Origin of the sequence: Vibrio sp. D420a (assembly GCF_030248625.1) — a bacterium.
Classification (GTDB): Bacteria; Pseudomonadota; Gammaproteobacteria; order Enterobacterales; family Vibrionaceae; genus Vibrio; species Vibrio fortis_A.
The window spans coordinates 12,435-35,063 of sequence record NZ_JAHGAN010000078.1 but is presented as its reverse complement, the minus strand read 5'-3'; the positions used below and the strand labels follow the sequence as shown (position 1 = coordinate 35,063).

17 protein-coding genes are annotated in these 22,629 nt (G+C 43.7%); 8 read left to right on the top strand and 9 right to left on the bottom strand.

The features are described 5' to 3' along the window. Positions 1–185: 185 nt before the first annotated feature. The 6 genes from KI743_RS24140 to KI743_RS24115 form a co-directional block, all read right to left on the bottom strand. Positions 186–404, bottom strand: coding sequence for a DUF2835 domain-containing protein (locus tag KI743_RS24140; RefSeq protein ID WP_084181798.1), 219 nt, complete (start codon positions 402–404; stop codon positions 186–188). Positions 405–574: 170 nt separating this feature from the next. Continuing rightward, positions 575–3,181 carry an aminopeptidase N gene (pepN, locus tag KI743_RS24135; protein ID WP_285468546.1) on the bottom strand — a complete coding sequence of 869 codons (2,607 nt, stop codon included), beginning with the start codon at positions 3,179–3,181 and terminating at the stop codon, positions 575–577. Positions 3,182–3,418: 237 nt separating this feature from the next. After that, on the bottom strand, positions 3,419–4,117 hold the full coding sequence (locus KI743_RS24130) for a hypothetical protein (protein WP_032549119.1): 699 nt from the start codon (positions 4,115–4,117) through the stop codon (positions 3,419–3,421). Positions 4,118–4,306: 189 nt separating this feature from the next. Beyond that, positions 4,307–6,301, bottom strand: a complete 1,995-nt coding sequence (gene prc, locus KI743_RS24125; protein ID WP_285468545.1) for a carboxy terminal-processing peptidase — start codon at positions 6,299–6,301, stop codon at positions 4,307–4,309. 17 nt (positions 6,302–6,318) lie between these two features. Further along, a complete protein-coding gene (gene proQ / locus KI743_RS24120) occupies positions 6,319–6,942 on the bottom strand; it encodes an RNA chaperone ProQ (RefSeq protein ID WP_032549122.1) in 624 nt (207 codons plus the stop codon). A gap of 97 nt (positions 6,943–7,039) precedes the next feature. Beyond that, positions 7,040–7,513 (bottom strand): GAF domain-containing protein, encoded by a 474-nt coding sequence (locus KI743_RS24115; RefSeq protein ID WP_285468544.1) that lies wholly within the window; start codon positions 7,511–7,513, stop codon positions 7,040–7,042. A gap of 89 nt (positions 7,514–7,602) precedes the next feature. Here KI743_RS24115 and KI743_RS24110 point away from each other — a divergent pair, with 89 nt between their 5' ends. From KI743_RS24110 to rsmF, 4 genes are all read left to right on the top strand, one after another. Then, positions 7,603–9,399: an ABC transporter ATP-binding protein gene (locus tag KI743_RS24110; RefSeq protein ID WP_285468543.1), complete on the top strand. Its 1,797-nt coding sequence runs from the start codon at positions 7,603–7,605 to the stop codon at positions 9,397–9,399. A gap of 95 nt (positions 9,400–9,494) precedes the next feature. After that, the gene (locus tag KI743_RS24105; RefSeq protein WP_285468542.1) at positions 9,495–10,778 is read left to right on the top strand and encodes a paraquat-inducible protein A; all 1,284 of its coding nucleotides are present in this window, start codon (positions 9,495–9,497) and stop codon (positions 10,776–10,778) included. Next, positions 10,765–13,422 (top strand): MlaD family protein, encoded by a 2,658-nt coding sequence (locus KI743_RS24100; RefSeq protein WP_285468541.1) that lies wholly within the window; start codon positions 10,765–10,767, stop codon positions 13,420–13,422. The genes KI743_RS24105 and KI743_RS24100 overlap by 14 nt, the downstream gene beginning before the upstream one ends. A gap of 145 nt (positions 13,423–13,567) precedes the next feature. Continuing rightward, entirely contained in the window at positions 13,568–14,989 is a 1,422-nt protein-coding gene (rsmF, locus tag KI743_RS24095; RefSeq protein ID WP_285468540.1) for a 16S rRNA (cytosine(1407)-C(5))-methyltransferase RsmF, read from the top strand. Positions 14,990–15,392: 403 nt separating this feature from the next. Here the strand turns inward: rsmF and KI743_RS24090 are convergent, their stop codons facing one another. After that, entirely contained in the window at positions 15,393–16,232 is an 840-nt protein-coding gene (locus tag KI743_RS24090) for a S1 RNA-binding domain-containing protein (protein ID WP_150895953.1), read from the bottom strand. A 97-nt stretch (positions 16,233–16,329) separates the two neighbouring features. Between KI743_RS24090 and KI743_RS24085 the strand changes: the two genes are divergently transcribed. Continuing rightward, positions 16,330–17,682, top strand: coding sequence for a hypothetical protein (locus KI743_RS24085; RefSeq protein ID WP_152468645.1), 1,353 nt, complete (start codon positions 16,330–16,332; stop codon positions 17,680–17,682). A 67-nt stretch (positions 17,683–17,749) separates the two neighbouring features. Here the strand turns inward: KI743_RS24085 and KI743_RS24080 are convergent, their stop codons facing one another. After that, entirely contained in the window at positions 17,750–18,229 is a 480-nt protein-coding gene (locus KI743_RS24080) for a PaaI family thioesterase (RefSeq protein ID WP_032549129.1), read from the bottom strand. A 264-nt stretch (positions 18,230–18,493) separates the two neighbouring features. Here KI743_RS24080 and KI743_RS24075 point away from each other — a divergent pair, with 264 nt between their 5' ends. Next, entirely contained in the window at positions 18,494–19,552 is a 1,059-nt protein-coding gene (locus tag KI743_RS24075; RefSeq protein ID WP_032549130.1) for a 3-deoxy-7-phosphoheptulonate synthase, read from the top strand. Positions 19,553–19,562: 10 nt separating this feature from the next. Further along, on the top strand, positions 19,563–20,045 hold the full coding sequence (locus KI743_RS24070) for a YajQ family cyclic di-GMP-binding protein (RefSeq protein ID WP_150872333.1): 483 nt from the start codon (positions 19,563–19,565) through the stop codon (positions 20,043–20,045). 104 nt (positions 20,046–20,149) lie between these two features. Here KI743_RS24070 and KI743_RS24065 read toward each other — a convergent pair whose 3' ends face one another. Continuing rightward, positions 20,150–21,088 carry a bifunctional precorrin-2 dehydrogenase/sirohydrochlorin ferrochelatase gene (locus tag KI743_RS24065; protein WP_285468537.1) on the bottom strand — a complete coding sequence of 313 codons (939 nt, stop codon included), beginning with the start codon at positions 21,086–21,088 and terminating at the stop codon, positions 20,150–20,152. 490 nt (positions 21,089–21,578) lie between these two features. Here KI743_RS24065 and KI743_RS24060 point away from each other — a divergent pair, with 490 nt between their 5' ends. Then, on the top strand, positions 21,579–22,607 hold the full coding sequence (locus KI743_RS24060; protein WP_150872329.1) for an amino acid ABC transporter substrate-binding protein: 1,029 nt from the start codon (positions 21,579–21,581) through the stop codon (positions 22,605–22,607). Positions 22,608–22,629: the final 22 nt, after the last annotated feature.

Below are 22,629 nucleotides of genomic sequence, written 5' to 3'. Positions count from 1 at the left end.
TCACTCAGCTCGCTCGAAAACAGGGCCCTAAACCTCTGGTTTCACAAGCGAGTTAAGCAAAGGTAATGCATCCATTTATTGTAAAAGCATTATTGAAAAATAGTTAATAATTTTCGGGCTGGTAGGAGGTGAAATGTTTGATTATGTGATTAAGATTCCTTTTAACTCTCTAGTTATGGCAAGGCTTACAGAGCTTCTAACTTAATAAACTTATTATTTTGGTCAGTTGTTAGTCTAAACAGCCCTTTCACCCCTATTTGTGTAAGAAATGGTCTGAATCGAGTTGCAGGTAATTGGAGCCTTAAACCCGTCGTCGTAATAACATGTACGTTACTTGCGGCCCCTGAATAATTCGCCAAAAATTGCTGATAAGTAATGTTGAGTCTGAAATGGTAGCTGTTCATACAATACCTGTACAAATAAACAGTATCCCGAAAAATCGGCACTTTTGATTAAAAAGCCAGCAATACAAATGCATTACTGGCTTAAATTTAAACATTATCTGACTATATCGCTTTTCGCTGTATAGTTAGAAGATAATCTCGCTAAAGTTAGCAGAGAATCATGACCTAGATTACGCCTCAAGCGCTTTCGTCACTTTCTCAAACAGGTCTTTTGCAAGATTGTCCATCGACTTTAACGTCTCAAGTTCCGCTTTGATCAACGCTTGGCGCTCTTCGTCGTATTTACGGAATTTAAGTAGTGGGTCAATCAATCGAGAAGCAACTTGCGGGTTAGTGCTGTTTAGCTCACGCAGGATCTCACCCGCAAACTCATAGCCCTTACCCGACTTGTCATGGAACTGAACTGGGTTCATGTTCAGGAATGAGCCAACCAAGTTACGAGTACGGTTCGGGTTCTTCAAACTAAACGCTTGATGAGACATTGACGCTTTGATCACTTCTAGCGCATCGCTGCTTGGGTTAGTGCCTTGCAGTGCAAACCACTTATCCATAACCAAACCATCGTGTTTCCACTTATCGCTGTAGTCAGCCATTAGCGTTTCACGACACGCAAGTTGTGCACTGTTCGCAGCACCCATTGCTGCCATCGTATCTGTCATATTATTCGCAGATTCGTACATCTCAACCGCCAGGTCATTACCAAGTTCTGTGTGTGCTAGGTAGCTCAAGCAAACTTTACGCAATGTACGCTTACCAATTGAGTCATGATCGATGGTGTACTCTTTTAGCGCATGGCTATGGTATACAGCAGCCAGTTCATCTTGCAGTTCTGTAGCCAGTGTTACTTTCATTGATTTCAGTACAGATGCAATTGCATCGATATCGACACGCTCATACCAGCCCGACACTTCATTGTGGCTTGGTAGTGATAGCATCTCAGCAATAAACGCTGGTTCAAGAGTTTCACTCAGTAGTACTCCACGGAACGCATCAACGACCGAAGAAGACAGTTCAAACTCTTTACCTTGCTGTACATTCGCTACATTACTGCGGATGTATTTTGCCAATAGCATCTGGCCTGCATCCCAACGAGAAAATTCATTGCGAGCGTGAACCATCAAGAAGATAAGTTCTTCGTCTGAATAATCATATTCCAGTTTCACAGGTGCAGAGAACTCACGCAGTAGAGATGGAATTGGTTGCTCTTGAACGTTATCAAATACGAAGGTTTGCTCCGCTTCTTTGACATCTAACACATTGCCTACTCGCTCACCGTTACATTGTAACTCAATCACATCGCCTTTCGATGTGTAGAGTTCGATGTCGAAAGGAATGTGTAGCGCTTGTTTTTCAGATTGCTCGTGTGTTGGCTCTGTGCGTTGGCTTGTCTTCAACGTGAACTGTTTAGCTTCTGCATCGTAGTTACTTTCTACCGATAAAGTCGGTGTACCCGATTGGCTGTACCATAAACGGAACTGAGTCAGGTCGACGCCTGATGCATCTTCCATTGCTGCCACGAAATCTTCACAAGTCGCTGCTGTGCCATCATGACGCTCGAAGTAAAGCTTCATGCCTTTTTGGAAGCCCTCTTCACCCAGCAAAGTGTGGATCATACGAATGACTTCACTGCCTTTCTCGTAAACCGTCAAAGTGTAGAAGTTATTCATTTCGATCACTTTCTCAGGACGGATTGGATGAGACATTGGGCTCGCATCTTCTGCGAACTGAGGACCACGAATAATACGAACATTATTGATTCGGTTTACCGCTCTTGAACCTAGATCAGAAGAGAACTCTTGGTCGCGGAATACGGTTAGACCTTCTTTCAGGCTTAATTGGAACCAGTCGCGACAAGTAACGCGGTTACCGGTCCAGTTATGGAAGTACTCGTGGCCAATTACTGCTTCGATGCCGAGGTAATCTGTATCCGTTGCTGTTTGGTCATTAGCCAAAACAAACTTAGAATTGAATACGTTAAGGCCTTTATTCTCCATCGCACCCATGTTGAAGAAATCAACCGCTACGATCATATAGATATCTAGGTCGTATTCTAAATCAAAGCGCTCTTCGTCCCACTTCATCGAATTTACTAGCGACACCATCGCGTGGTTTGCGCGGTCTAGGTTGCCTTTATCAACAAAGATTTCTAAATCAACATTGCGGCCGGATTGAGTCGTGTATTTGTCGCGCAGCACATCAAAGTCACCTGCAACCAATGCGAACAAGTACGCTGGTTTGGGATGCGGGTCTTCCCACTTAACCCAATGACGGCCATTCTCTACTTCGCCTTCATCGATACGGTTACCATTGCTCAATAGGAATGGGTTTTCCGCTTTGTCAGCGATGACTGTTGTAGTGAACTTAGCCAATACATCAGGGCGATCCATGTAATAAGTAATACGACGGAAACCTTCCGCTTCACACTGAGTACAGAAAGCGCCACCAGACTTATATAAGCCTTCTAATGCGCTGTTACCTTCCGGGTTCACTTCCGTCACAATTGTTAGATCAAACTCTTGCGGAAGTTCTGTCAATGTTAGTTGCGTTTCAGATTGTTCGTATTGAGTCCACTCTGCGCCATTAACCGACACAGATACCAGCTTCAAGCCTTCACCATCCAGTACCAGTGTTGAGCTTTCCTTTTCTTGCTTCACCTTAGAAACGGCGGTCACAATAGAAGCCGTGTCATATAGGTCAAATGTTAGGTCTATCTCAGAGATACTGTGAGAAGGTGATTGATAATCTTTACGATACTTGGCTTGAGGGGTATGTGCCATGACTTGTTCCTTTTGATCGTTATGCGTAAATTTGAAATAACTGTATATATCTAAAGGCAGTTTGGTCAGAACACAAGAGCTAGATGAACAAAAAGAGGCATTTGGTATAAATGCCTCTTATATTTGCTAGTTTTTTAACCAGAAATGTTATTTATCACTGTGATTGGGGGCGACGTTACTATTTTCCATCAATCAATAAGAGTAACAAACTAACACAACCTCTTTGGAAACAGCGCGTTAACGAATCCTGTTGAGTACGGCATACATGTCACTTTCTTCGCCTTCTAACGTCAATACGTCACTGTTTAGTGTATAACGCGTACCATGCTCGCCATCTTCGTATAAAAGAACCAGTTGATCACCTTCGGTGTAGTAAACACCACGCTGGACGATCTCCCCGCCCGACTCATCAGACACTCGGAACATAAAAATAAAATCAGGCTGCAGCACTAGATCCATTTTCTGGATGTTGCTTGCTCTTAAATCACTGCCTGAAAGCTCTGCACTTGACCAGATTCCAGCCAGCGCATTGGGTAACGCTTTGGTAAACAGTACACCGTTAAGGTTCAACATATTATGATTACTGCTATAAGAGTAAACCTGAGGTTCAGAGGTATTTAAACCAAGAATGATGGTATCGCCATTAGCGTTATACATACCTTCCCAGTGATCGACACTAAAGTCTCTCTTTTGAATATCGATGCTAAACGTGTAGTTGGAATCTAGGGTGAGCTTAATCGCTCGGAAATCTTCAGTGCCATCTTCAGGATTAGGGTTTAATAAATACCAATCGCCCAGCAAAAGTGGAAGATCAAAGTGCGACAGATTACTGTCACTCTTAGCTGGTTGGGTTGGCTCAGTTGGTACCGGTGCAGCACCTTCACCAGCTGTAGCGATAAATGATAGACAAGATAATGTCAGAAGTATCCATTTCATACGCGCCCCCTTATGTTTCTTTAAGCTTAGGCACGTTATTCATATAAAGCGAAAAATATGATCCAAATCACTAAATTTTACTTGCGAAGTAACATTATTGTCACCTAAAGAGCGAAAAACGCAATCACTCGCAAGCAACAGACAATAAAAAAGCGAGCACGAGGCTCGCTTTTAATTATTCATTAAGAACTACTTCTTAAGCATATCTAGCATGATTGCAACCGACTCGTCGAGATAAGCATCAGGAGCTTCATAGTCTTTAGGCACATCATCGAGTGTCTTAAAGGCTTCTTCACCGTTAGCTTTTTGACGCAGGTTGATACGTTCTAAACGAAGCGCTTCTGCTGTATCTGTCTCTTCTTGTCTCATTTTCTCGTTAAGAGAAAGCATGTTGTCGTCTTTATCTGCTTTGTATTTTTCAATATCTTGAGCGATAAATCCGAACTCCATATCTTGAGTAATACGAGCTTGATGCTGCGTCGTTAACTTCGCGATTTGCTCATCGTTACGCTGTAACACAGAGTATTTTGCTTTGTCGATACTGTCCCATGGTAGCGCATTGTCTTCTACACTCTCCCCTGTTTCTGCAGGATCGACTGGCGTCGGATAAGCGATATCTGGAACAACACCTTTGTTCTGTGTACTACCACCATTGATTCGGTAGAACTTTTGAATAGTATATTGAACATAACCTAACTCTTTATCGAATAAATCGTAGATATGATTCAATGAGCGGTGTTGTTGTACCGTTCCCTTACCAAACGAGTTCTCACCCAAAATGATTGCTCGACCATAATCTTGCATCGCTGCAGCAAAGATTTCTGATGCCGATGCACTGTATCGATTAATCAAAACTGTCAGTGGACCTTGATAGCTGATTTCACCATCGGTATCACTATTCACTTTGACACGACCATAGCTATCACGAACTTGAACGACTGGGCCTTCTTTAATGAACAGACCAGAAAGTGCCGTTGCCTCGGTCAGGGCGCCACCACCGTTGTTACGAAGATCAACAATAATACCGTCGACACCTTGTTTCTTAAGGTCTGTAATCAGTTTATCAGTATCTTTTGAAAGACCAACGTAGAAGCTCGGTACTTCAAGCACACCAATCTTCTTACCATCTTTCTCAATCACTTCAGACTTAACGGCTCGGTCTTCTAGACGAATCTTATCGCGAACAATTGTGACAACGTGACTTTTTGCATCTTTGCCATCAGGCAGGATCTGAAGTTTAACCTTAGTTCCTTTTGGACCTTTGATTAATTGAACAACGTCATCCAAGCGCCAACCAATAACATCAACGATTTCTTCGCCATCTTGACCGACACCAACAATGCGATCCCCCTCGCCCAGCTGTTTACTGTTAGACGCAGGACCACCAGCCACTAATGAACGAATAACCGTGTAGTCATCGGTCATTTGTAACACAGCACCAATACCTTCTAATGAAAGATTCATTTCTGATTGGAACTGCTCGGCGTTGCGTGGTGACAAGTAGCTAGTGTGAGGGTCAACTTCTCGAGCGAATGCATTCATGTAGATCTGGAAAGCATCTTCGTTGTGCGATTGCGTAATTCGCTTCATCGCATTGTTGTAACGCTTTTCCAAAACTTCTTGAATTTCAGGCCACTCTTTACCCGTCAGCTTGAGATTTAACGCATCGTATTTAACACGTTTGCGCCAAAGCTCATTCACTTCGGCGGTATCTTTAGGCCAAGCCGCTTCACTACGGTCGAGTTCAATGCTTTCGTCGACATCAAACTTAATCTCTTCATCAAGCAGAGATAACGCATATTGAAAACGTTCAAAGCGCTTTTGCATCGAGAGGTTGTACACATCAAAAGCGATCTGGTTATTACCGGCTTTCAATTGGTCATCAAGTTGAATGGCTTTAGAAGTAAACGAGTCGATATCCGCTTGAGTGAAGATATTGCGGTTATAGTCGAGCATCTCTAGATAACGATTAAAGATAGCTTGAGAGAAATCGTCGTTGAGATTGAAGTGTTTGTAGTGAGAGCGCGTGAAACGAGAAGTTACACGTTTACTCGCGGTTTCATGTTGGACTTCAGGAGCGAGTATAGGTAAATCATCCTGATCGAGTTTGGCTTCTAGAGCCTGAGCTGAAGCTGCTAGCCAAAAGCTAGCAGCAATCAGTGTCAATTTTGAACGGCATTTCATGCGTAGGAGTATCTCCTTTAAGCGCGCAAGTGCTCCGCTTTAACAACCATTTGTAGGCCGTTTGCTAACTGAACACGTACATCTTCCTTATTGATTTCAACAATGGTCGCAGCCATGTTTCCTTTACCCATGTTCACATTCACTTCTTTGCCAGTAACGAATTCGTCAGCATTTAGAGCGCGTGTTTCAACAGGCTTTTCTACTTTTGGAGCTTTTGGTGCTTGACGACGAGGCTGTTGAGCTTTCTTCGCCTTAGGTTTTGCTTTGTTCTCTTCGCGAGCTTTTTGCGCTTGCTCTTTACGACGAGCTTGAACTTTCGCTTTGCTTTCTGCAAGAGTCGCTTTAGCGTGCTCTACGTGCTCTTCTTCTAGAACACCACATGCGTTGCCATCTAGGTCAACACGCTCTGCACCAGCTTTTACGCCGTGCAGGTAACGCCATGATGAAGTGTACTGTCTTAACGCTGCACGTAGCTGAGTCTTGCTTACTTTCTCGTCTTCACTTAGACGTTCAGCAAGATCTTGAAAAATACCAATTTTAAGTGGTTTTGCTTCACCTTCTAGAGTAAAGCATTTAGGGAAACATTCAGCAATATATGCGATAACTTCTTTGCTGTTTTTTAACTTTTCAGTGTTTTCCATGAGGGTTCCTGGTTTTTGCGGTTTTCCGCGAGCATTAAGAAAATATTTTTACGTATTATAGAGAGATGCTTGGGAAAAACCACAGTAAGAGAATAATTTATGCCTTGTTCGTATGCGAATTAAGCAGCTTTTCCACTTCTGCCATGAAAAATACCAATCCTTCCTCATCAATTTCGCTAAATCGGCCAACATTTGGGCTATCGATATCAAGCACGCCAGCAATTTCACCATTGATCGAGAACGGAATCACGATCTCTGAGTTACTTGCTGCATCGCAAGCGATGTGACCTTCGAACTCATGTACGTCGTATATACGTTGTACAGAATTTGTTGCCACTGCCGTTCCACACACACCACGGCCAACTGGAATACGAACACACGCAGGTTTACCTTGAAATGGACCAAGAACCAACTCATCGCCTTTCATTAAGTAAAAGCCTGCCCAGTTAAGATCGTCAAGTTCCATCGACAGTAATGCACTGATATTTGACAAATTTGCGATCATATCGGTTTCTGATTCGATTAAAGCGACGGCTTGTTTGGTTAAGCGATGGTAATGTTCTATTTTCATATTAACTTCCAATTAAATTGAGACTTCCATTATTAAGAGAACGCAGTAGAATGCGGCCACCAACCCAAATAGGACTTATTCTCATTACAATGACCAATTCAGATGACACTATCAGCCGCTCTTGGCTGGTGACTCAAGTAAAAAAACACAAGTCCAAGCTGGTGTTTGCCAACATTATTGCCATTCTCGCCACGCTTATCAGCGTCCCTATTCCTCTATTAATGCCGTTAATGGTTGATGAAGTGCTGCTCGACAAGCCTGCCTCCGGCTTAGAGATGATGAATCATCTACTACCAGATTCAATGCAAACGCCCACTGGCTACATTGCACTGACTCTGCTGTTGGTTGTTGTAATGCGCACGGTCAGCCAAGGGCTTAACATCCTTCAGGGGCGCCAATTTACCCTAGTATCGAAGACCATCACCTACCAGATGCGTAGCAAGATGATCGACAAGCTTGGACGCATTAGTATCAGACAGTACGAAACAAAAGGGAGCGGCGGGATCAACGCTCATTTAATCACTGACATAGAGACCATCGATAAATTCATTGGTTCAACACTGTCTAAGTTTCTTATCAGCTTTCTTACCGTGCTCGGCACTTCAATTGTCTTACTCTGGCTAGAGTGGCGCTTGGGTTTGTTCATCCTATTGGTTAACCCTGTGGTGATTTACTTCTCTCGAAAACTCGGAAGTAAGGTTAAACACCTTAAGAAGCATGAAAACCAGTCTTTTGAGCGTTTTCAGAATCGTCTTGTCGAGACTCTCGATGGCATTTATCAACTAAGAGCGGCCAATAAAGAACGTATCTTCTTAGACGAACTTAAACAACAAGCGGACCAAGTTCGTATCGATGCCGACAAGTACGCTTGGCAGTCTGAAGCCGCGGGTCGCCTATCATTTCTTCTATTCTTACTCGGCTTTGAACTGTTTAGAGCTGTAGCGATGTTAATGGTGCTATTTAGCGACTTGACCATTGGTCAAATCTTTGCGGTATTTGGTTACCTTTGGTTTATGTTAGGCCCAGTGCAAGAACTACTGGGTATTCAGTTTTCTTGGTACAGCGCGAAGGCCGCATTAAAACGTATCAATGACCTGCTTACACTTGAGGAAGAGCACCGCCCTATCAGTAAGGTGAATCCATTCTCTGAAAATAAAGAAGTGTCAGTTGATATTGAAAATGTTACATTCTCTTACACTTTAGAAAACACTGTTTTAAACCAACTCTCACTTTCTATTCCAGCAGGTAAGAAAGTGGCGCTGGTGGGAGCAAGTGGTGGCGGCAAATCCACGTTAATCCAACTACTGATTGGTGTTTATCGCGCAGACTCGGGTCACATTAAATACAACGGTGAGACAACTGACGACATCAGCTTCGATGTAATTCGTAATCAAATAGCCGTTGTTTTACAACAACCTATACTTTTCAACGATACATTAAGGCATAATCTAACCCTTGGTGCTGATTACGACGAAATGTCATTGTGGCGCGCTCTAGATATTGCTCAAATGCAAGACGTCATTTCGCAATTAAGTGATGGTCTAGATACACAAATTGGTAAGAACGGGGTTCGTCTATCTGGTGGTCAAAGACAGCGTTTGGCGATCGCTCGAATGGTGTTGAGTAATCCTAAGTTTGTTATCCTCGACGAAGCGACGTCTGCCCTAGATACTGCAACGGAAGCGGCGCTACACAAAGCGTTGAGTGAATTTTTGAAAGACCGCACAACATTGATTGTTGCGCACCGACTTTCAGCGGTAAAACAAGCTGACCTCATCTATGTATTAGAAGATGGGCAAGTAACACAAACAGGTACACATGGTGAATTGGTTGAACAACAAGGACTGTATCAAACACTCTACGGCAGTGTGCAATCTCACGCCTAACGTTTGTTCATCATCTAAGGGCGAGCCTAATACTCGCCCAATCAAACAAAACCAGTTTCCATTTAACAACATTCCAATCATCTTCTGGAGGTCTTATGGCCTCCACTTCTAAAGCGTCAAACTCAGCTGTTTCATTGCCAGAACATCATCAGAAAGAGGCGCAAAATGTGCGTCTTTGCCAAGGGTGTGAGTTACCGGTAGATAAAACCGCCGTCCCGAGCGGAAAATCAGCGTATTGTCCTCGCTGCGGTACTCAACTTTATCGAGGTGGATCTCCTAGCCTATCAGGCAACCTAGCAATAGCTGTCACCTGTTTGCTGTTGTTCATTCCGTCGCACTTTTTTGATTACATCAGTATTCGTCTGATTGGCGTGATGATCCCCGCAACACTTCCTTCTGGCGTATTCACGTTAATGGCGGAAGGTTTCCCGCTACTCGGATTATTAATCCTATTCTGCAGTTCCATTGCACCTTTTCTTGTCTGCAGTTCAGTATTGATGACTCACCTAGCTTTAGACATGAAGTGGTTTATGCCATTTCGTTATTCGCTGGCTATCATCCAAACACTCAAACACTGGATGATGCTCGATGTATTCCTTGTCAGTGTTGCGGTCTCGTGTTTTAAGCTGCAGGATTATTCAGACATTTTTGTCGGCCCCGGGCTTATCGGCCTGCTGCTTCTGCAACTGTTTAGTGTACTGCTGGTGAGCCGGATTAGTGTTCGCCGTTATTGGGAAGCGTGGAAGGAAGAGACAAGCTTCGAATTTGAAGAAGCTAAAAGTGTTCACTGCCATAACTGTCACCTTTCTCAGCCAGAGGGCGAAAATTGCGTGCGCTGCCACCACCAGCTTTATCATCGCAAACCATACTCAATTCAAAAGACGTGGTGCCTTCTATTTGCCGCATCTGTTGCGATCATACCTGCTAATGTCATCCCTATTTCGATACTCATCACTAACGGCCAACGTCTTGAAGATACAATAATCTCCGGTGTTGCCTCATTAATAAATAGTGAGATGTATGGGATCGCAGCGATCATTTTTATCGCCAGTATCGTCGTGCCTGTCGCTAAGATCCTTGGGCTTGCTTACATTCTTATATGCATTCAAGTAAAAAGAACACTCTACCGCCGTCAGCGGATGACGATTTATTTTATCGTTAAATGGATTGGGAAATGGTCTGTGATGGATCTGTTTGTTATCTCAATCATGATGACGCTGGTCGACCGCGGTCAAATACTTAATTTTACACCGGGATACGGTGCTGTGGCTTTTGGCATTGTGGTAGTACTTACCATGCTCGCTGCTGAAAGCTTAGATCCAAGGCTTATTTGGGATAACCACACCTCTAATGATGGGTCAGTGAATGAACAACAATAACCAATCACAAACGTCGTACTCACCAGAGATAAGAAAAAACAAAGGTATCTCACCTTTGTGGATTCTTCCAATATTAACCGTCGCTCTCGCCGGTTGGTTGGTGATGAAATCTATCCACGATGCTGGACAACGTGTTCAGATCTACTTCTCCGATGCGGCAGGTTTAATCGCAGGCCGAACGACCATTCGCTATCAAGGTCTCGAAGTAGGTATGGTGCGAGACATCACTCTCTCGGAAGATCTTGAAAGTATCTATGTTGATGCAGACATCTACCCTGAGGCGAAAAAGCTTCTTAGCAAAGGTACCCGATTTTGGTTAGTGAAACCAACGGCTAGCCTATCTGGAATTTCAGGTTTGGATGCTTTGGTATCTGGTAACTATATTGCGATTCACCCAAGTGAGACTGAGCAAGAGCCTGAAACCGTGTTCAAGGCTTTAGAGTCATCCCCTTCTGACCTGCTCGCCTCTGAAGGTTTGAATATAATGCTGACAGCAAAAGACCTTGGCGGCGTATCGGTTGGTTCTCAAATTGTCTACCGCAAAATCCCAATCGGTGAGGTATACAATTATCAGCTCAACGAGAGTGGAAAGTCAGTCACCATTCAAGCGGCCATTAAAGATGAATACAGCCATATCATCACTGACCAGAGTCGTTTCTGGAATGTAAGTGGTTTAGGTGCAAGCATTGGCTTTTCAGGTGTCGACGTACGTTTAGAGAGTCTTAGTGCCCTACTGGGTGGCTCGATTGCTGTGGACTCGCCAGGAGAAGGTCAGCCAGTCGAAATGAATACCAAGTTCAAGCTTTACCCAGACTTGAAGACTGCTGGTCGTGGTATCTCGGTTAAGATTGCCGTGCCTGACGACAACAATATCAGCGCAACAGGCGCTCCGATTATGTACCGCGGTATCGAAATCGGTCAGATTACCGATCTGTCACTGAGCAAGGGCCGCGAAAATGTGGTCGCTTCAGCAGCCATTCAGCCTGCGTTTAGTGATTTCCTGAACTCTGGTAGTAAATTCATCCTAGAAGAAGCCAAACTGTCTTTAACGGGTGTCGAAAACATTGGCAACCTAGTAACAGGTAACTTCTTAACGCTGGTACCGGGCGAAGGTGACAAGGCTCGTCAATTTACCGCTATCCGCAAACATGAGTACAACCAACAACAAGAAAAGTCAGTCGCGATTCGTCTGACGTCGAACAATTCATTTGGTCTAGATGTTGGCACCAACCTTCTTTACAAAGGCATAGCTGTCGGTTCGATCATTGAAGTTGGCTTGGTAGATGGTGTTGGCACGGGAAGTGATAAGCACGAAGTCTACATGGATGCGCTAATCGACAACCAATACGCGCACCTTATCAAGAGCAACAACCGTTTCTTTGTGACAGGCAGCGCATCCGCTGAACTTACTGAGTCTGGCTTGAGTGTCACAGTGCCACCAGCAAAACAACTGTTAACAGGCTCGATCAGCTTCGTTAGCGAAGGGCAAGCTAAAGTACAACCGACGTATCAGCTGTTCCAAAGTAAGTCGTTGGCTGAGTTGGCGAAACTGAATCACAGTGGATCAAAGTCGATCACTCTATTTGCCAACGAACTGCCTCCTATCTCGAAAGGTAGCCCTATTCTTTATCGAAACCTAGAAGTGGGTACTGTATCCGACTTTCAACTGTCTGATGGCGGTGTGAAGATCAAAGCTAAAGTCGAGAACCGCTATACACACCTAATTACGGCTCAAACTGTATTCTGGAACCGCTCTGGTGTTGAAGTCGATGTTTCTTTAGCAGGCGTAAACATTACCGCGGCACCAGTAAAAACGCTGATTCAAGGTGGTATTGCGTTTGATTCATTACCAGGGATCGACAACAAAATCGGTTCATCGTGGAAACTGTACGAGAACGCAAAAACGGCTCGTAAATTTGGACGAGCAATTCAGTTAACCGCTGGTGGTGATATTGAAGTGAGCAAAGGCACAGCGATTAAATACCAAGGTGTTACCGTTGGTGAAGTTACGCTGGTTGTTCCCAACTTTAATCGCAAAGGTATCGAGATCACAGCTCGAATCCTTCCAGAATACGTGGATAAAGTGGCGGTTCAGAACAGTCATTTCTGGTTGGCAAGCCCTGAGATTGGGCTAAGCGGTATCAAAAACGTTTCGGCGCTGCTGTCTAAGCACATTAGTGTTGAACCAGGATCAGGAAAACGTGCTAATCAGTTTGTACTCGCAGACGCGCCTGTAGCCTCTCAAGGTAAAGTGTTTGTACTTCAGAGTGAATCTCGTGGCTCTGTGACTAAAGGCACCCCAATCCTATTCCGCGAATTAGAGATCGGTTCAGTGATTGATGTTCGTCTGGGTGAGTTCGCAGATCGTATCATCTCAACGATCCGCATCGACTCCGAATATGCCTACTTGGTGCGCGCAAACAGCGTGTTCTGGAATGTCTCAGGCGTAGATGTTTCTATCGGCTTATCTGGTGCAAATATTAAAGCAGGAACGGTAGAGAGCTTGCTACGCGGGGGAATCACGTTTGCTACACCACCAACAGATACACTCCAACCACAAGCGGCTGAAGACCAATCTTTCTATCTTTACCCACAAGCGGAAGATGATTGGAAAATGTGGCGTACCGCGATTCCAAAGCCTTAATTCTCCCATAGGCACTTGATAGAACAATAATTAAACGTAAATGCAGCCAATAGGCTGCATTTTTACTATCTAAGCCAATTGTGGTTTAGCCCTCAACCATTTTGCTTTAAACTTGTCGCATTCAAGTCACAGCTGAGATTTCCCTTTGCACGCTAACGTCTATATCCCCGAAGAGTTTCTTACTCATATCGAAACCTTTATGCCTAGTCATCTGGACATGGCTTCATTCATCGAATCCTGTCAGAAGCCGCTACGCAAGAGTATTCGAGTCAACACACTTAAGATCAGTGTTGAAGACTTCCTCGTTCGAGCAAAAGACAAAGGCTGGGAACTAGAAGCTGTGCCATGGTGCGATACTGGTTTTTGGATCACTGCAGACGAGAGTATTGTTCCACTTGGAAACACATCTGAGCATATGTCTGGCCTTTTCTACATTCAAGAAGCCAGCTCGATGATGCCACCTTCAGCCTTGTTCTTCGGTAACGAGGAATATGACGCGGTACTCGACACCGCTGCGGCTCCAGGTTCTAAAACGACACAGATCGCCGCTCTGATGAACAATGAAGGTGTATTAGTTGCAAATGAATACGCAGCGAGCCGTGTAAAAGTACTTCACGCAAACATTGAACGTTGTGGCGTTCGCAATGCAGCACTGAGTAACTTCGACGGACGTGTGTTTGGTGGTTGGCTACCAGAAACGTTTGACGCGGTTCTGCTTGACGCTCCATGTTCTGGCGAAGGTACCGTTCGTAAAGACGCGGACGCAATGAAAAACTGGACCTACGATTCAGTTGTTGATATCGCGAATACACAAAAAGATCTGATTGAGAGTGCTTTCCATGCTTTGAAGACTGATGGCGTATTGGTTTACTCAACTTGTACCCTGAGTACCGAAGAAAACCAGCAAGTTTGTCATCACCTCAAGGAGACATTTGGTGATGCCGTTGAGTTTGAATCTCTTGAAGGTTTATTCGAAGATGCAAAAGCAACCTTAACTGAAGAAGGATTCCTACATATCTTCCCACAAGTTTACGACTCAGAGGGCTTCTTTGTCGCTCGTATACGTAAGGTAGCTTCAGTTACACCACCACAAGTTAAAAAACGAATGGGTAAATTTCCATTTGAAAAGGCGTCGAAGAAAGTACAACAAGAAGTTGAAACTCATCTAAACACCGCTTTGAATATTTCTTTACCAAAAGATGCACAAGTATGGCTGCGCGATAAAGATGTTTGGCTATTCCCTGCCGCGCTTGAGCCAATGATTGGTGAGCTACGTTTCTCGCGTATGGGTATCAAGATCGCCGAGACACACAAGAAAGGCTATCGCTGGCAGCATCAAGTTGCGACTTCGCTGGCAACAGGGAACGAATCAAATGTCATTGAGCTAACCATTGAAGATGCTCGAGAGTGGTTCATGGGACGCGACGTTCGCCCTGACGCCCTCTCAGGCAAAGGCGAAGTTCTAGTTAAGTTTGAAGGTGCGATTCTCGGACTTGGCAAGTGGGTCGGCAACCGCATTAAAAATGGCCTACCTCGCGAGTTAGTCCGAGACAAAAACTTGTTTTAAAGCTCCACACTAAAGTGACAAAAAGCCCGATAGCACACCAATAAATATCCCGTGTTATTGGGCTTTTTTGGTTCCGGTGTGCTCAGTGCTATAAGTGAATGGCCGAACCTAAGGGAATGCATTCAGTTTCATTAATATTAAAATTATTAATAAATATATCTGCTTTTAAAGGAAATAAATCGCTATTTGGTAAAACTCGACTAAACTTGACCTATCAGACAGATAAATAGCGCTGTAAGCGTAGGCTCCTAGGAGCCCTTTCCCCTAAGCCCTGACAGGAACGTTTGGGCTTTTTTTTCGTTTCCGTGGTCCGCAAAAATAGAAGCGTTGAATACAAAAAGGAGCTCATAAAGAGCCCCTCTGCAAACACGAACTTAGCTGAGTGCTAACTCCATATGGCTATTTACTTAACTAAGGTAATACCTTCTTTATCAATCGAGATTTTACCTGCTTTGTAAAGGCCACCGATCGTTTTCTTAAATGTACCTTTACTAGTACGGAAAGCAGAGAAGATAGCATCAGGTGAAGACTTATCATTCAGCGGTAAAAAGCCGCCTTTTTTCTCGAGTAGGTCTAGGATCTTAACGCTTAGGTCGTCCATCTTCGCCACACCGACTTTCTGCAAAGAAAGGTCAATCTTGCCGTCTTCTTCACGAATATTCTTGATGTAACCTTTCAACGTTTTACCGATGAAAAGCTTGCCGATAACGTCTGACGGGAAAATCATACCCCAGTGCTCGCCGTTTACGATCGCTTTGTAACCCAGTTGGCTACGCTCAGCAATAATAAGGTCTACTTGCTGATTACGCTTGTAGTTTGCTGGCGTGTTGTCTAGTAGCTTATTGAACTTCGTTGTACCTACGATACGACTAGACGCTTTATCAATGTAAACATAAACAAGGATAGATTGACCTTCATGCAGACGGCCACGCTGTTCGCTAAATGGAACTAGTAGGTCTTTGCCTTTGATGCCCCAATTAACGAATGCACCTGTGCTGTTCACACCCTCGACTTGCATTAGCCCCCACTCGCCCACTTGTGCGATTGGTGTTTCTGTCGTTGCTGCAACTTGATTGTCTGAATCGATGTAAAGTAGCACATCTAACTTTTGACCAATTTCAACGCCTTCAGGAGTAAATTTCTTTGGTAGCAACACGGTTCCATAGTCGCTTGCGTCAAGGAATACACCGAAATCTGCCTGTTTTACTACTTCTAAGTTGTTTATTTGACCAATATTAATCATCAAAATTGTCTCTACATTAAATTTGGCAGAGATTATACGTGATCTCTGTTATGCTTTCGCTAATTTCATTCATATTTTTACATCAGAGGAACTTTCGTTGATCACCGTTGATAAACAAGACGCGATTACACTAAAAATAAACCATGCAATGGCGAAGACAAAAAAGCTCGACATGGATGTGTATCTCTTTGTTCCCGGTGAGCTCGGCCTAACGCCAGAGGTTCTCTCTGAGAGTGCATTCTTCTACAGTTCCATCACTCAGAAACGTGCCTATTACAGTGATAAGACACTGTTACCTCTCGTCCACAGTCGCCTTGCAAAACGAGGACGCCTCTCTACTACACAATATCGTGTCAGTCTAAGTTTGTTTGCGTATCAATATGTTATTGCTTTGGATAAAGCGGTATCTAGCTTAAATAAGAATGATGGTGACACGGTCACTTCAGATGAAGTAGATGAAGTTATTGAGCTCGCACTCGACATCCTCAAGAAACTTCGCCGAAGCATTCCATATGAAGAAAATCTAAAGCGTTACTATGCCAATATCGATAACTATCTATCTTGGTATACCGAGCAGAAGTTTTTATCGTTGGTTTCTCATATGCCAAGAGGCAGTGAATACTCCACGATTAAAGAACGTTTGATTGCACTGTGCGAAAAAGAAACTGCACACCGCAAACTCAATCGATACAACTCAGCAAAAGTTCGTGAAGATGTTACTCGTCTAAGCAATAAGATGCGCTTACTACGCCGTCTGATTGAACACCCTATCGTTCTGCAAGAGAAAGCGGTCTCCATGGGTAATAACGTTAAACGTGCTGTTAAGGGTATCGCAACTGGTCTTGTGATGGTGTTCGTGACAACCACGGTTATCTTGGCTCGTGACTTTCTTGGCGAGATTACGGCATCATTTATTGTCGCTATGTCATTTATCTACGCGTTACGCGAGATATTTAAAGATGATCTACGTGATATTCTTTGGCGTTGGATTCGTAAAGGGAAACCGAAGTGGAAACGCCGTTATCTGGATCCTACAACCAAGAAAGTCGTTGGACACAAGTTAGAGTGGCTCGACTACACCAGTTTTTCGAAGCTTGCAGATCGTATTCAAGCGATACGTAAAAAGCGTGTTGTACAGCGCGAGGAACAAATCCTTCATTATCGCTCACATACAGAAATGTCGACATCAACCTTCATGAGTGGTTACGAAGAGACACGCGAGACGCTCTCTATCAGCCTAAGAGCATTAACTCGTTTGATGGATAAGGGTTCTAATAAAGTCTATCGTTTGAATGAAGGTCAGGTCAGTCGAGAGTCGGTCGAGAAACGTCATCTGCTTAATTTGATCATCAAGGAGAACAATCACGATAGCGAGCCGACATACTATCGTTGGAAAATCGTTATGAACCGTTCGAAGATAGTCGATATTGAAGAGATCACTCAAGTCTAACGCTTACCTTTACGTGACCGGGTCACTTAAAGGAAATCTTACTCGAATTAAAAATATAGAGGTCAGCTTAACGGCTGACCTTTTTAATAGAGAGCGTTAAAGTAAACTCAGCCATTGGCTCATCACCGTGCAGTGTTGGACATGTCGCGACAATAGTAACGGGTTGGTTAACCCTTTCACCGGTTTTCATCGTCTCTGCCAACATATCGTTAATCAAAGCGCCATCACGACACGTAAAATGCACATCCCCTTCTGGTCTTTTTAGAAACTGGCCATTCACTCCCTTAAAGGCCAAAGAGATCTTCTCACCTTGTTGCTGAGACTTACTCATCGCAAGGAAACCACCGGCCACATCCGCGCCTACTGCTAATACACCAAAATACATGCTATTGAGATGATTTTTGGTTCTTCTTTTCAAAGGAATTTTTACTTCTACGTGGGTATCATCTAGCGCCAACAGTTTTGGTCGACATAACCAAATTAAAGGCACTTTAAAAAAACCAAACATGTTGAGATAAAAATTTGCTTTCTGAAGTGGTGATAACATTGCTGCGTCCTAGCTTTATAGTTATCAGACCAGTTAACCTAACGCGCGTTTGAATGTCAAAAAAATGTTACAGAAAAGAGAGCTAACGTTACTCATCCCGTAATTCAACTCGTTTCAATCAATCTCACCTTGAAGTACGCCCCAAGCAAACTGATAAATCTAAGAATATTGCCGATATCCGAGATAACTTTGACCTAAGGGAGTTTATTCCTCCGATTAATTCCGTTATCTTTACTGCTTCGCAATAGAATAAAAAGCTATCACATGCCATTAAAAACTGATGAGTTGAGAACCCAAGCACTTGGGCCAATGCCAACTCCTGCCGAATTAGGCAACGCACACCCAATCACTGACGACGTTGCTGAGCGCATTGCAAACTCTCGCCGCCAAATCGAAGACATCCTCACTGGACGCGACAACCGTCTACTGGTCATCGTTGGCCCTTGTTCTGTGCACGACACTGATGCCGCTTTAGATTACGCTGAGCGTCTAAGCAAAATTCAAGAGCAATATAAAGACGAACTGTTCGTCGTAATGAGAACTTACTTTGAAAAGCCACGCACTGTCGTAGGTTGGAAAGGTCTGATTACTGACCCGAATTTAGACGGCTCTTACGCACTAGAAGCCGGTCTTAACAAAGCTCGTAAGCTTCTACTTGATATCAATAAACTTGGTCTAGCAACGGCAACTGAGTTCTTGGATATGATCACTGGCCAATACATTGCTGACCTGATTACTTGGGGCGCAATTGGTGCACGTACCACTGAGTCACAAATTCACCGTGAGATGGCTTCAGCTCTGTCTTGCCCAGTTGGTTTTAAAAACGCGACTAATGGCAACATCAAGATCGCTATCGACGCTATTCGTGCTTCACAAGCCTCTCACTACTTCTACTCTCCAGATAAAAACGGTCGCATGACTGTTTACCGCACTTCTGGTAACCCATACGGTCACGTTATCCTACGTGGTGGTGATAAAGGTCCTAACTTCGACGCTGAGTCTGTTGATCAAGCATGCCAACAACTGGCTGAGTTCGATCTGCCACAACGTCTTGTTGTCGACTTTAGCCACGCTAACTGTCAGAAACAACACCGTAAACAACTTGATGTTGCTAAAGACATTTGTGAGCAGATCAAGTCTGGTAAGAATCAAATCGCAGGTATCATGGCTGAGAGCTTCATTGAAGAAGGCAACCAGTCGATGAAAGACATCAACAACTTAGAGTATGGCAAATCAATCACTGATCCATGTCTAAGCTGGGACGATACAGCGAGCATGCTTGAACTGCTTGCAACTGCAATTAAAGATAGAAACTTAGCTTAAGGAATTAACCATGCCTTCATTTGATATTATCTCTGAGATCGAAACCGTTGAACTGCGCCACGCCGTAGACAATGCAAACCGCGAACTTGCGACACGTTTCGACTTCCGTGGTGTTGAAGCAAGCTTTGAATTCAAAGATGAAACAGTAAAACTGTCTGCAGAGCACGACTTTCAACTAAAACAGCTTCGTGACATCCTGCGTGGCAACCTAACCAAACGTGGTGTAGATGTGTCAGCTATGGAATCTCAAAAAGCTGATCAATCTGGTAAATATTGGCACCAAACCGTTATCTTCAAACAAGGTATCGAGACTCCAGTTGCTAAGAAAATCGTTAAGCTAATTAAAGACAACAAAATCAAAGTTCAAGCTGCGATCCAAGGTGAGAAAGTTCGCGTGACAGGTAAGAAACGTGACGATCTGCAAGCTGTTATGGCGCTGGTTCGCAACGGTGAGCTAGGTCAACCATTCCAGTTCGATAACTTCCGCGACTAATATTAATTTAGCCGTATAAAAAAGCCTCAATATCTAATCGCATTGAGGCTTTTGTTTTTCTAAATGACTGTGATTTCAGTCATATCGTAGACGAGTAATAAAGCTTAAAGACTGCGCCCTGAAGCTAACTTAACATCACTACCGATAAGCAGGTTAAATTCGACGCTACTAGGCGGCACAAAAACACACACTCGCAAGTTCTCGCTGCGTGCTTTCATCAGCTTAGTAGACAGCTCACCACTATCCTTGAACTGCTCACGTTCAGCGTCACGACGACACAAATCCACATATTCAAATGGACAGTCTGCTGGATGTAAAACAAGTTCCGCTTCCTGCATCAGACGTAATGCTTTAATTGATAGTAGCTCGACGTCTGACTCAAACTCAATCCAAGTCACCTGCCCTTGCGAGTCTACCTCTTCCTTTAACGACTCTTGATAGAATGCTTCCAGCTCTTCTCGCTCTGTAATACGTTCTATACGCGATGAAGATAAAAAACGCTCCCAAAACTTACGACGTTCATCTACCGTTGGAAAAGTCACCTTGATTGAGTTACGTTTCGAAGCACCAAAGTCAGCAAGTAGACCCAAGTTCTGTGGTAATAAGCTTTCAAACTTTTCACGAATATTACGTACTAGAACAGGTGACGCACCACCACTGGATATCGCGATCTGAATTCTTCCTCGGTTGATCATCGAAGGAGTAATAAAGTCACAATATGGCTGGTCGTCGACCACATTTACCAAAATACCCATTTTTTTTGCATCACTATGCACCTGGTGATTTAGCTCTGGGTTGTCAGTCGTTGCCCATACTTGCAAGTAACGACTCGACAGCATTTGTGACGAATAAAAATTTTGCACCCAGTGCAGTTTATTTTCATCTATTAATTGCTGCAAATAAGGTTCAACCTTCGGTGATATAAGGGTTACATCGCCACCGGCTCGAAGCAAACTATCGACTTTTCGACAGGCTACTTCGCCACCACCCACAACCAGAATCGGTTTGTTTTCGATGTCTAAAAACATTGGAAAGTAACGCATTTTCTTCCTTGAGACCTCTTTAATAACTATTCATGCATGCTACCAAATTTGGGGCATAATCCTAGGTGCATTTGCATAATTAAAATAATATTTCACCAAATTTCAGATTTTCTTAAGGTTAAAATTTCGACAGAAAATCACCTAAACAATATATTCAGCTAGGCTATTGAGAAATTAGAAACCTAAATCTCGTTGCACCAACAGTGTGAGCCCTTGCACTATTTACATTCACGTAACATTTGGTCATTCTAAATGTGTCCGGATTTGTGATTTCACTCAAAAATCTTTTTAAATTATACATTTGAGAAACTGCAAATCCTTTCCTAACCTTATAAACAGTTGTTCAAATCGCACACAATGTTTTTTGCAAAATGCAAATCATGATTTGAGCAGCCGCGCTTAAAGGTAACAAAAACAAGCAACACAGCAAGCACAACACAAATCGAGCACGTGTATCAGGTGTCACCTGGTTTAACAAGGAAGGATACAAATGACAAATAAACTAACACTTCTTGCTTCAGTAGTAGCTGCATCAACTGCAATGATGGCAACATCTGCATCAGCGGCAGAAAGCACTCTGGACAAAGTCACATCTCAAGGCTTTCTAACTTGTGGTGTAAGTACAGGTCTTCCAGGGTTCTCTAACCCTAACTCAAAAGGTGAATGGGAAGGAATTGATGTTGAGTATTGTCAAGCTCTTGCAGCGGCTGTACTCGGTGATAAGACTAAAGTTAAATACGTTCCTCTAACGGCTAAAGAGCGTTTCACGGCTCTACAATCGGGTGAGATCGATGTTCTGTCACGTAACACGACATGGACGCTGCACCGTGATACGGCACTTGGTCTGAACTTCGTAGGCGTTAACTACTACGATGGTCAAGGCTTTATGGTTAAGAAAGATCTTGGCCTAACGAGTGCTAAAGAACTAGACGGTGCATCTGTATGTGTTCAGTCTGGTACAACAACAGAGCTTAACCTTGCTGACTACTTCCGTAACAACGGTATGTCTTACAAGCCAGTGGTATTTGATACGGCTGCACAAACTTCTAAAGGTTTCGACGCAGGTCGTTGTGACGTTCTTACAACAGACCAATCTGGCCTTTACGCACTTCGTCTAAACCTTGCGGATCCTAAGTCTGCTGAAGTACTTCCAGAAATCATCTCTAAAGAGCCTCTAGGTCCAGTAGTTCGTCAAGATGACGACAAGTGGTTCAACGTTGCTAAGTGGACACTGTCTGCAATGGTTAACGCAGAAGAGTACGGCATTACATCTAAAAACGCAGACGAAATGCTGAAGTCTAAAGATCCAAACATCAAGCGTATCCTTGGTGTCGATGGTCCTAAAGGCAAAGGCCTAGGTATCCGTGATGACTGGGGTTACCAAGTTATCAAGCAAGTTGGTAACTATGGTGAGAGTTTCGAGCGTACTGTAGGTACAGGTTCTCCTCTTCAGATCTCTCGTGGTGTAAACGCGCTATGGAATGCGGGCGGCTTTATGTACGCTCCACCAATCCGTTAATAGCCACTACGTGATTACTTTA

What these genes read in the sequence shown, in the direction of transcription:
- KI743_RS24140 (WP_084181798.1), bottom strand. Translation starts at nt 404, where the DNA reads ATGAACAGCTACCATTTCAGACTCAACATTACTTATCAGCAATTTTTG.
- pepN (WP_285468546.1), bottom strand. Translation starts at nt 3,181, where the DNA reads ATGGCACATACCCCTCAAGCCAAGTATCGTAAAGATTATCAATCACCT.
- KI743_RS24130 (WP_032549119.1), bottom strand. Translation starts at nt 4,117, where the DNA reads ATGAAATGGATACTTCTGACATTATCTTGTCTATCATTTATCGCTACA.
- prc (WP_285468545.1), bottom strand. Translation starts at nt 6,301, where the DNA reads ATGAAATGCCGTTCAAAATTGACACTGATTGCTGCTAGCTTTTGGCTA.
- proQ (WP_032549122.1), bottom strand. Translation starts at nt 6,942, where the DNA reads ATGGAAAACACTGAAAAGTTAAAAAACAGCAAAGAAGTTATCGCATAT.
- KI743_RS24115 (WP_285468544.1), bottom strand. Translation starts at nt 7,513, where the DNA reads ATGAAAATAGAACATTACCATCGCTTAACCAAACAAGCCGTCGCTTTA.
- KI743_RS24110 (WP_285468543.1), top strand. Translation starts at nt 7,603, where the DNA reads ATGACCAATTCAGATGACACTATCAGCCGCTCTTGGCTGGTGACTCAA.
- KI743_RS24105 (WP_285468542.1), top strand. Translation starts at nt 9,495, where the DNA reads ATGGCCTCCACTTCTAAAGCGTCAAACTCAGCTGTTTCATTGCCAGAA.
- KI743_RS24100 (WP_285468541.1), top strand. Translation starts at nt 10,765, where the DNA reads ATGAACAACAATAACCAATCACAAACGTCGTACTCACCAGAGATAAGA.
- KI743_RS24090 (WP_150895953.1), bottom strand. Translation starts at nt 16,232, where the DNA reads ATGATTAATATTGGTCAAATAAACAACTTAGAAGTAGTAAAACAGGCA.
- KI743_RS24080 (WP_032549129.1), bottom strand. Translation starts at nt 18,229, where the DNA reads ATGTTATCACCACTTCAGAAAGCAAATTTTTATCTCAACATGTTTGGT.
- KI743_RS24075 (WP_032549130.1), top strand. Translation starts at nt 18,494, where the DNA reads ATGCCATTAAAAACTGATGAGTTGAGAACCCAAGCACTTGGGCCAATG.
- KI743_RS24070 (WP_150872333.1), top strand. Translation starts at nt 19,563, where the DNA reads ATGCCTTCATTTGATATTATCTCTGAGATCGAAACCGTTGAACTGCGC.
- KI743_RS24065 (WP_285468537.1), bottom strand. Translation starts at nt 21,088, where the DNA reads ATGCGTTACTTTCCAATGTTTTTAGACATCGAAAACAAACCGATTCTG.
- KI743_RS24060 (WP_150872329.1), top strand. Translation starts at nt 21,579, where the DNA reads ATGACAAATAAACTAACACTTCTTGCTTCAGTAGTAGCTGCATCAACT.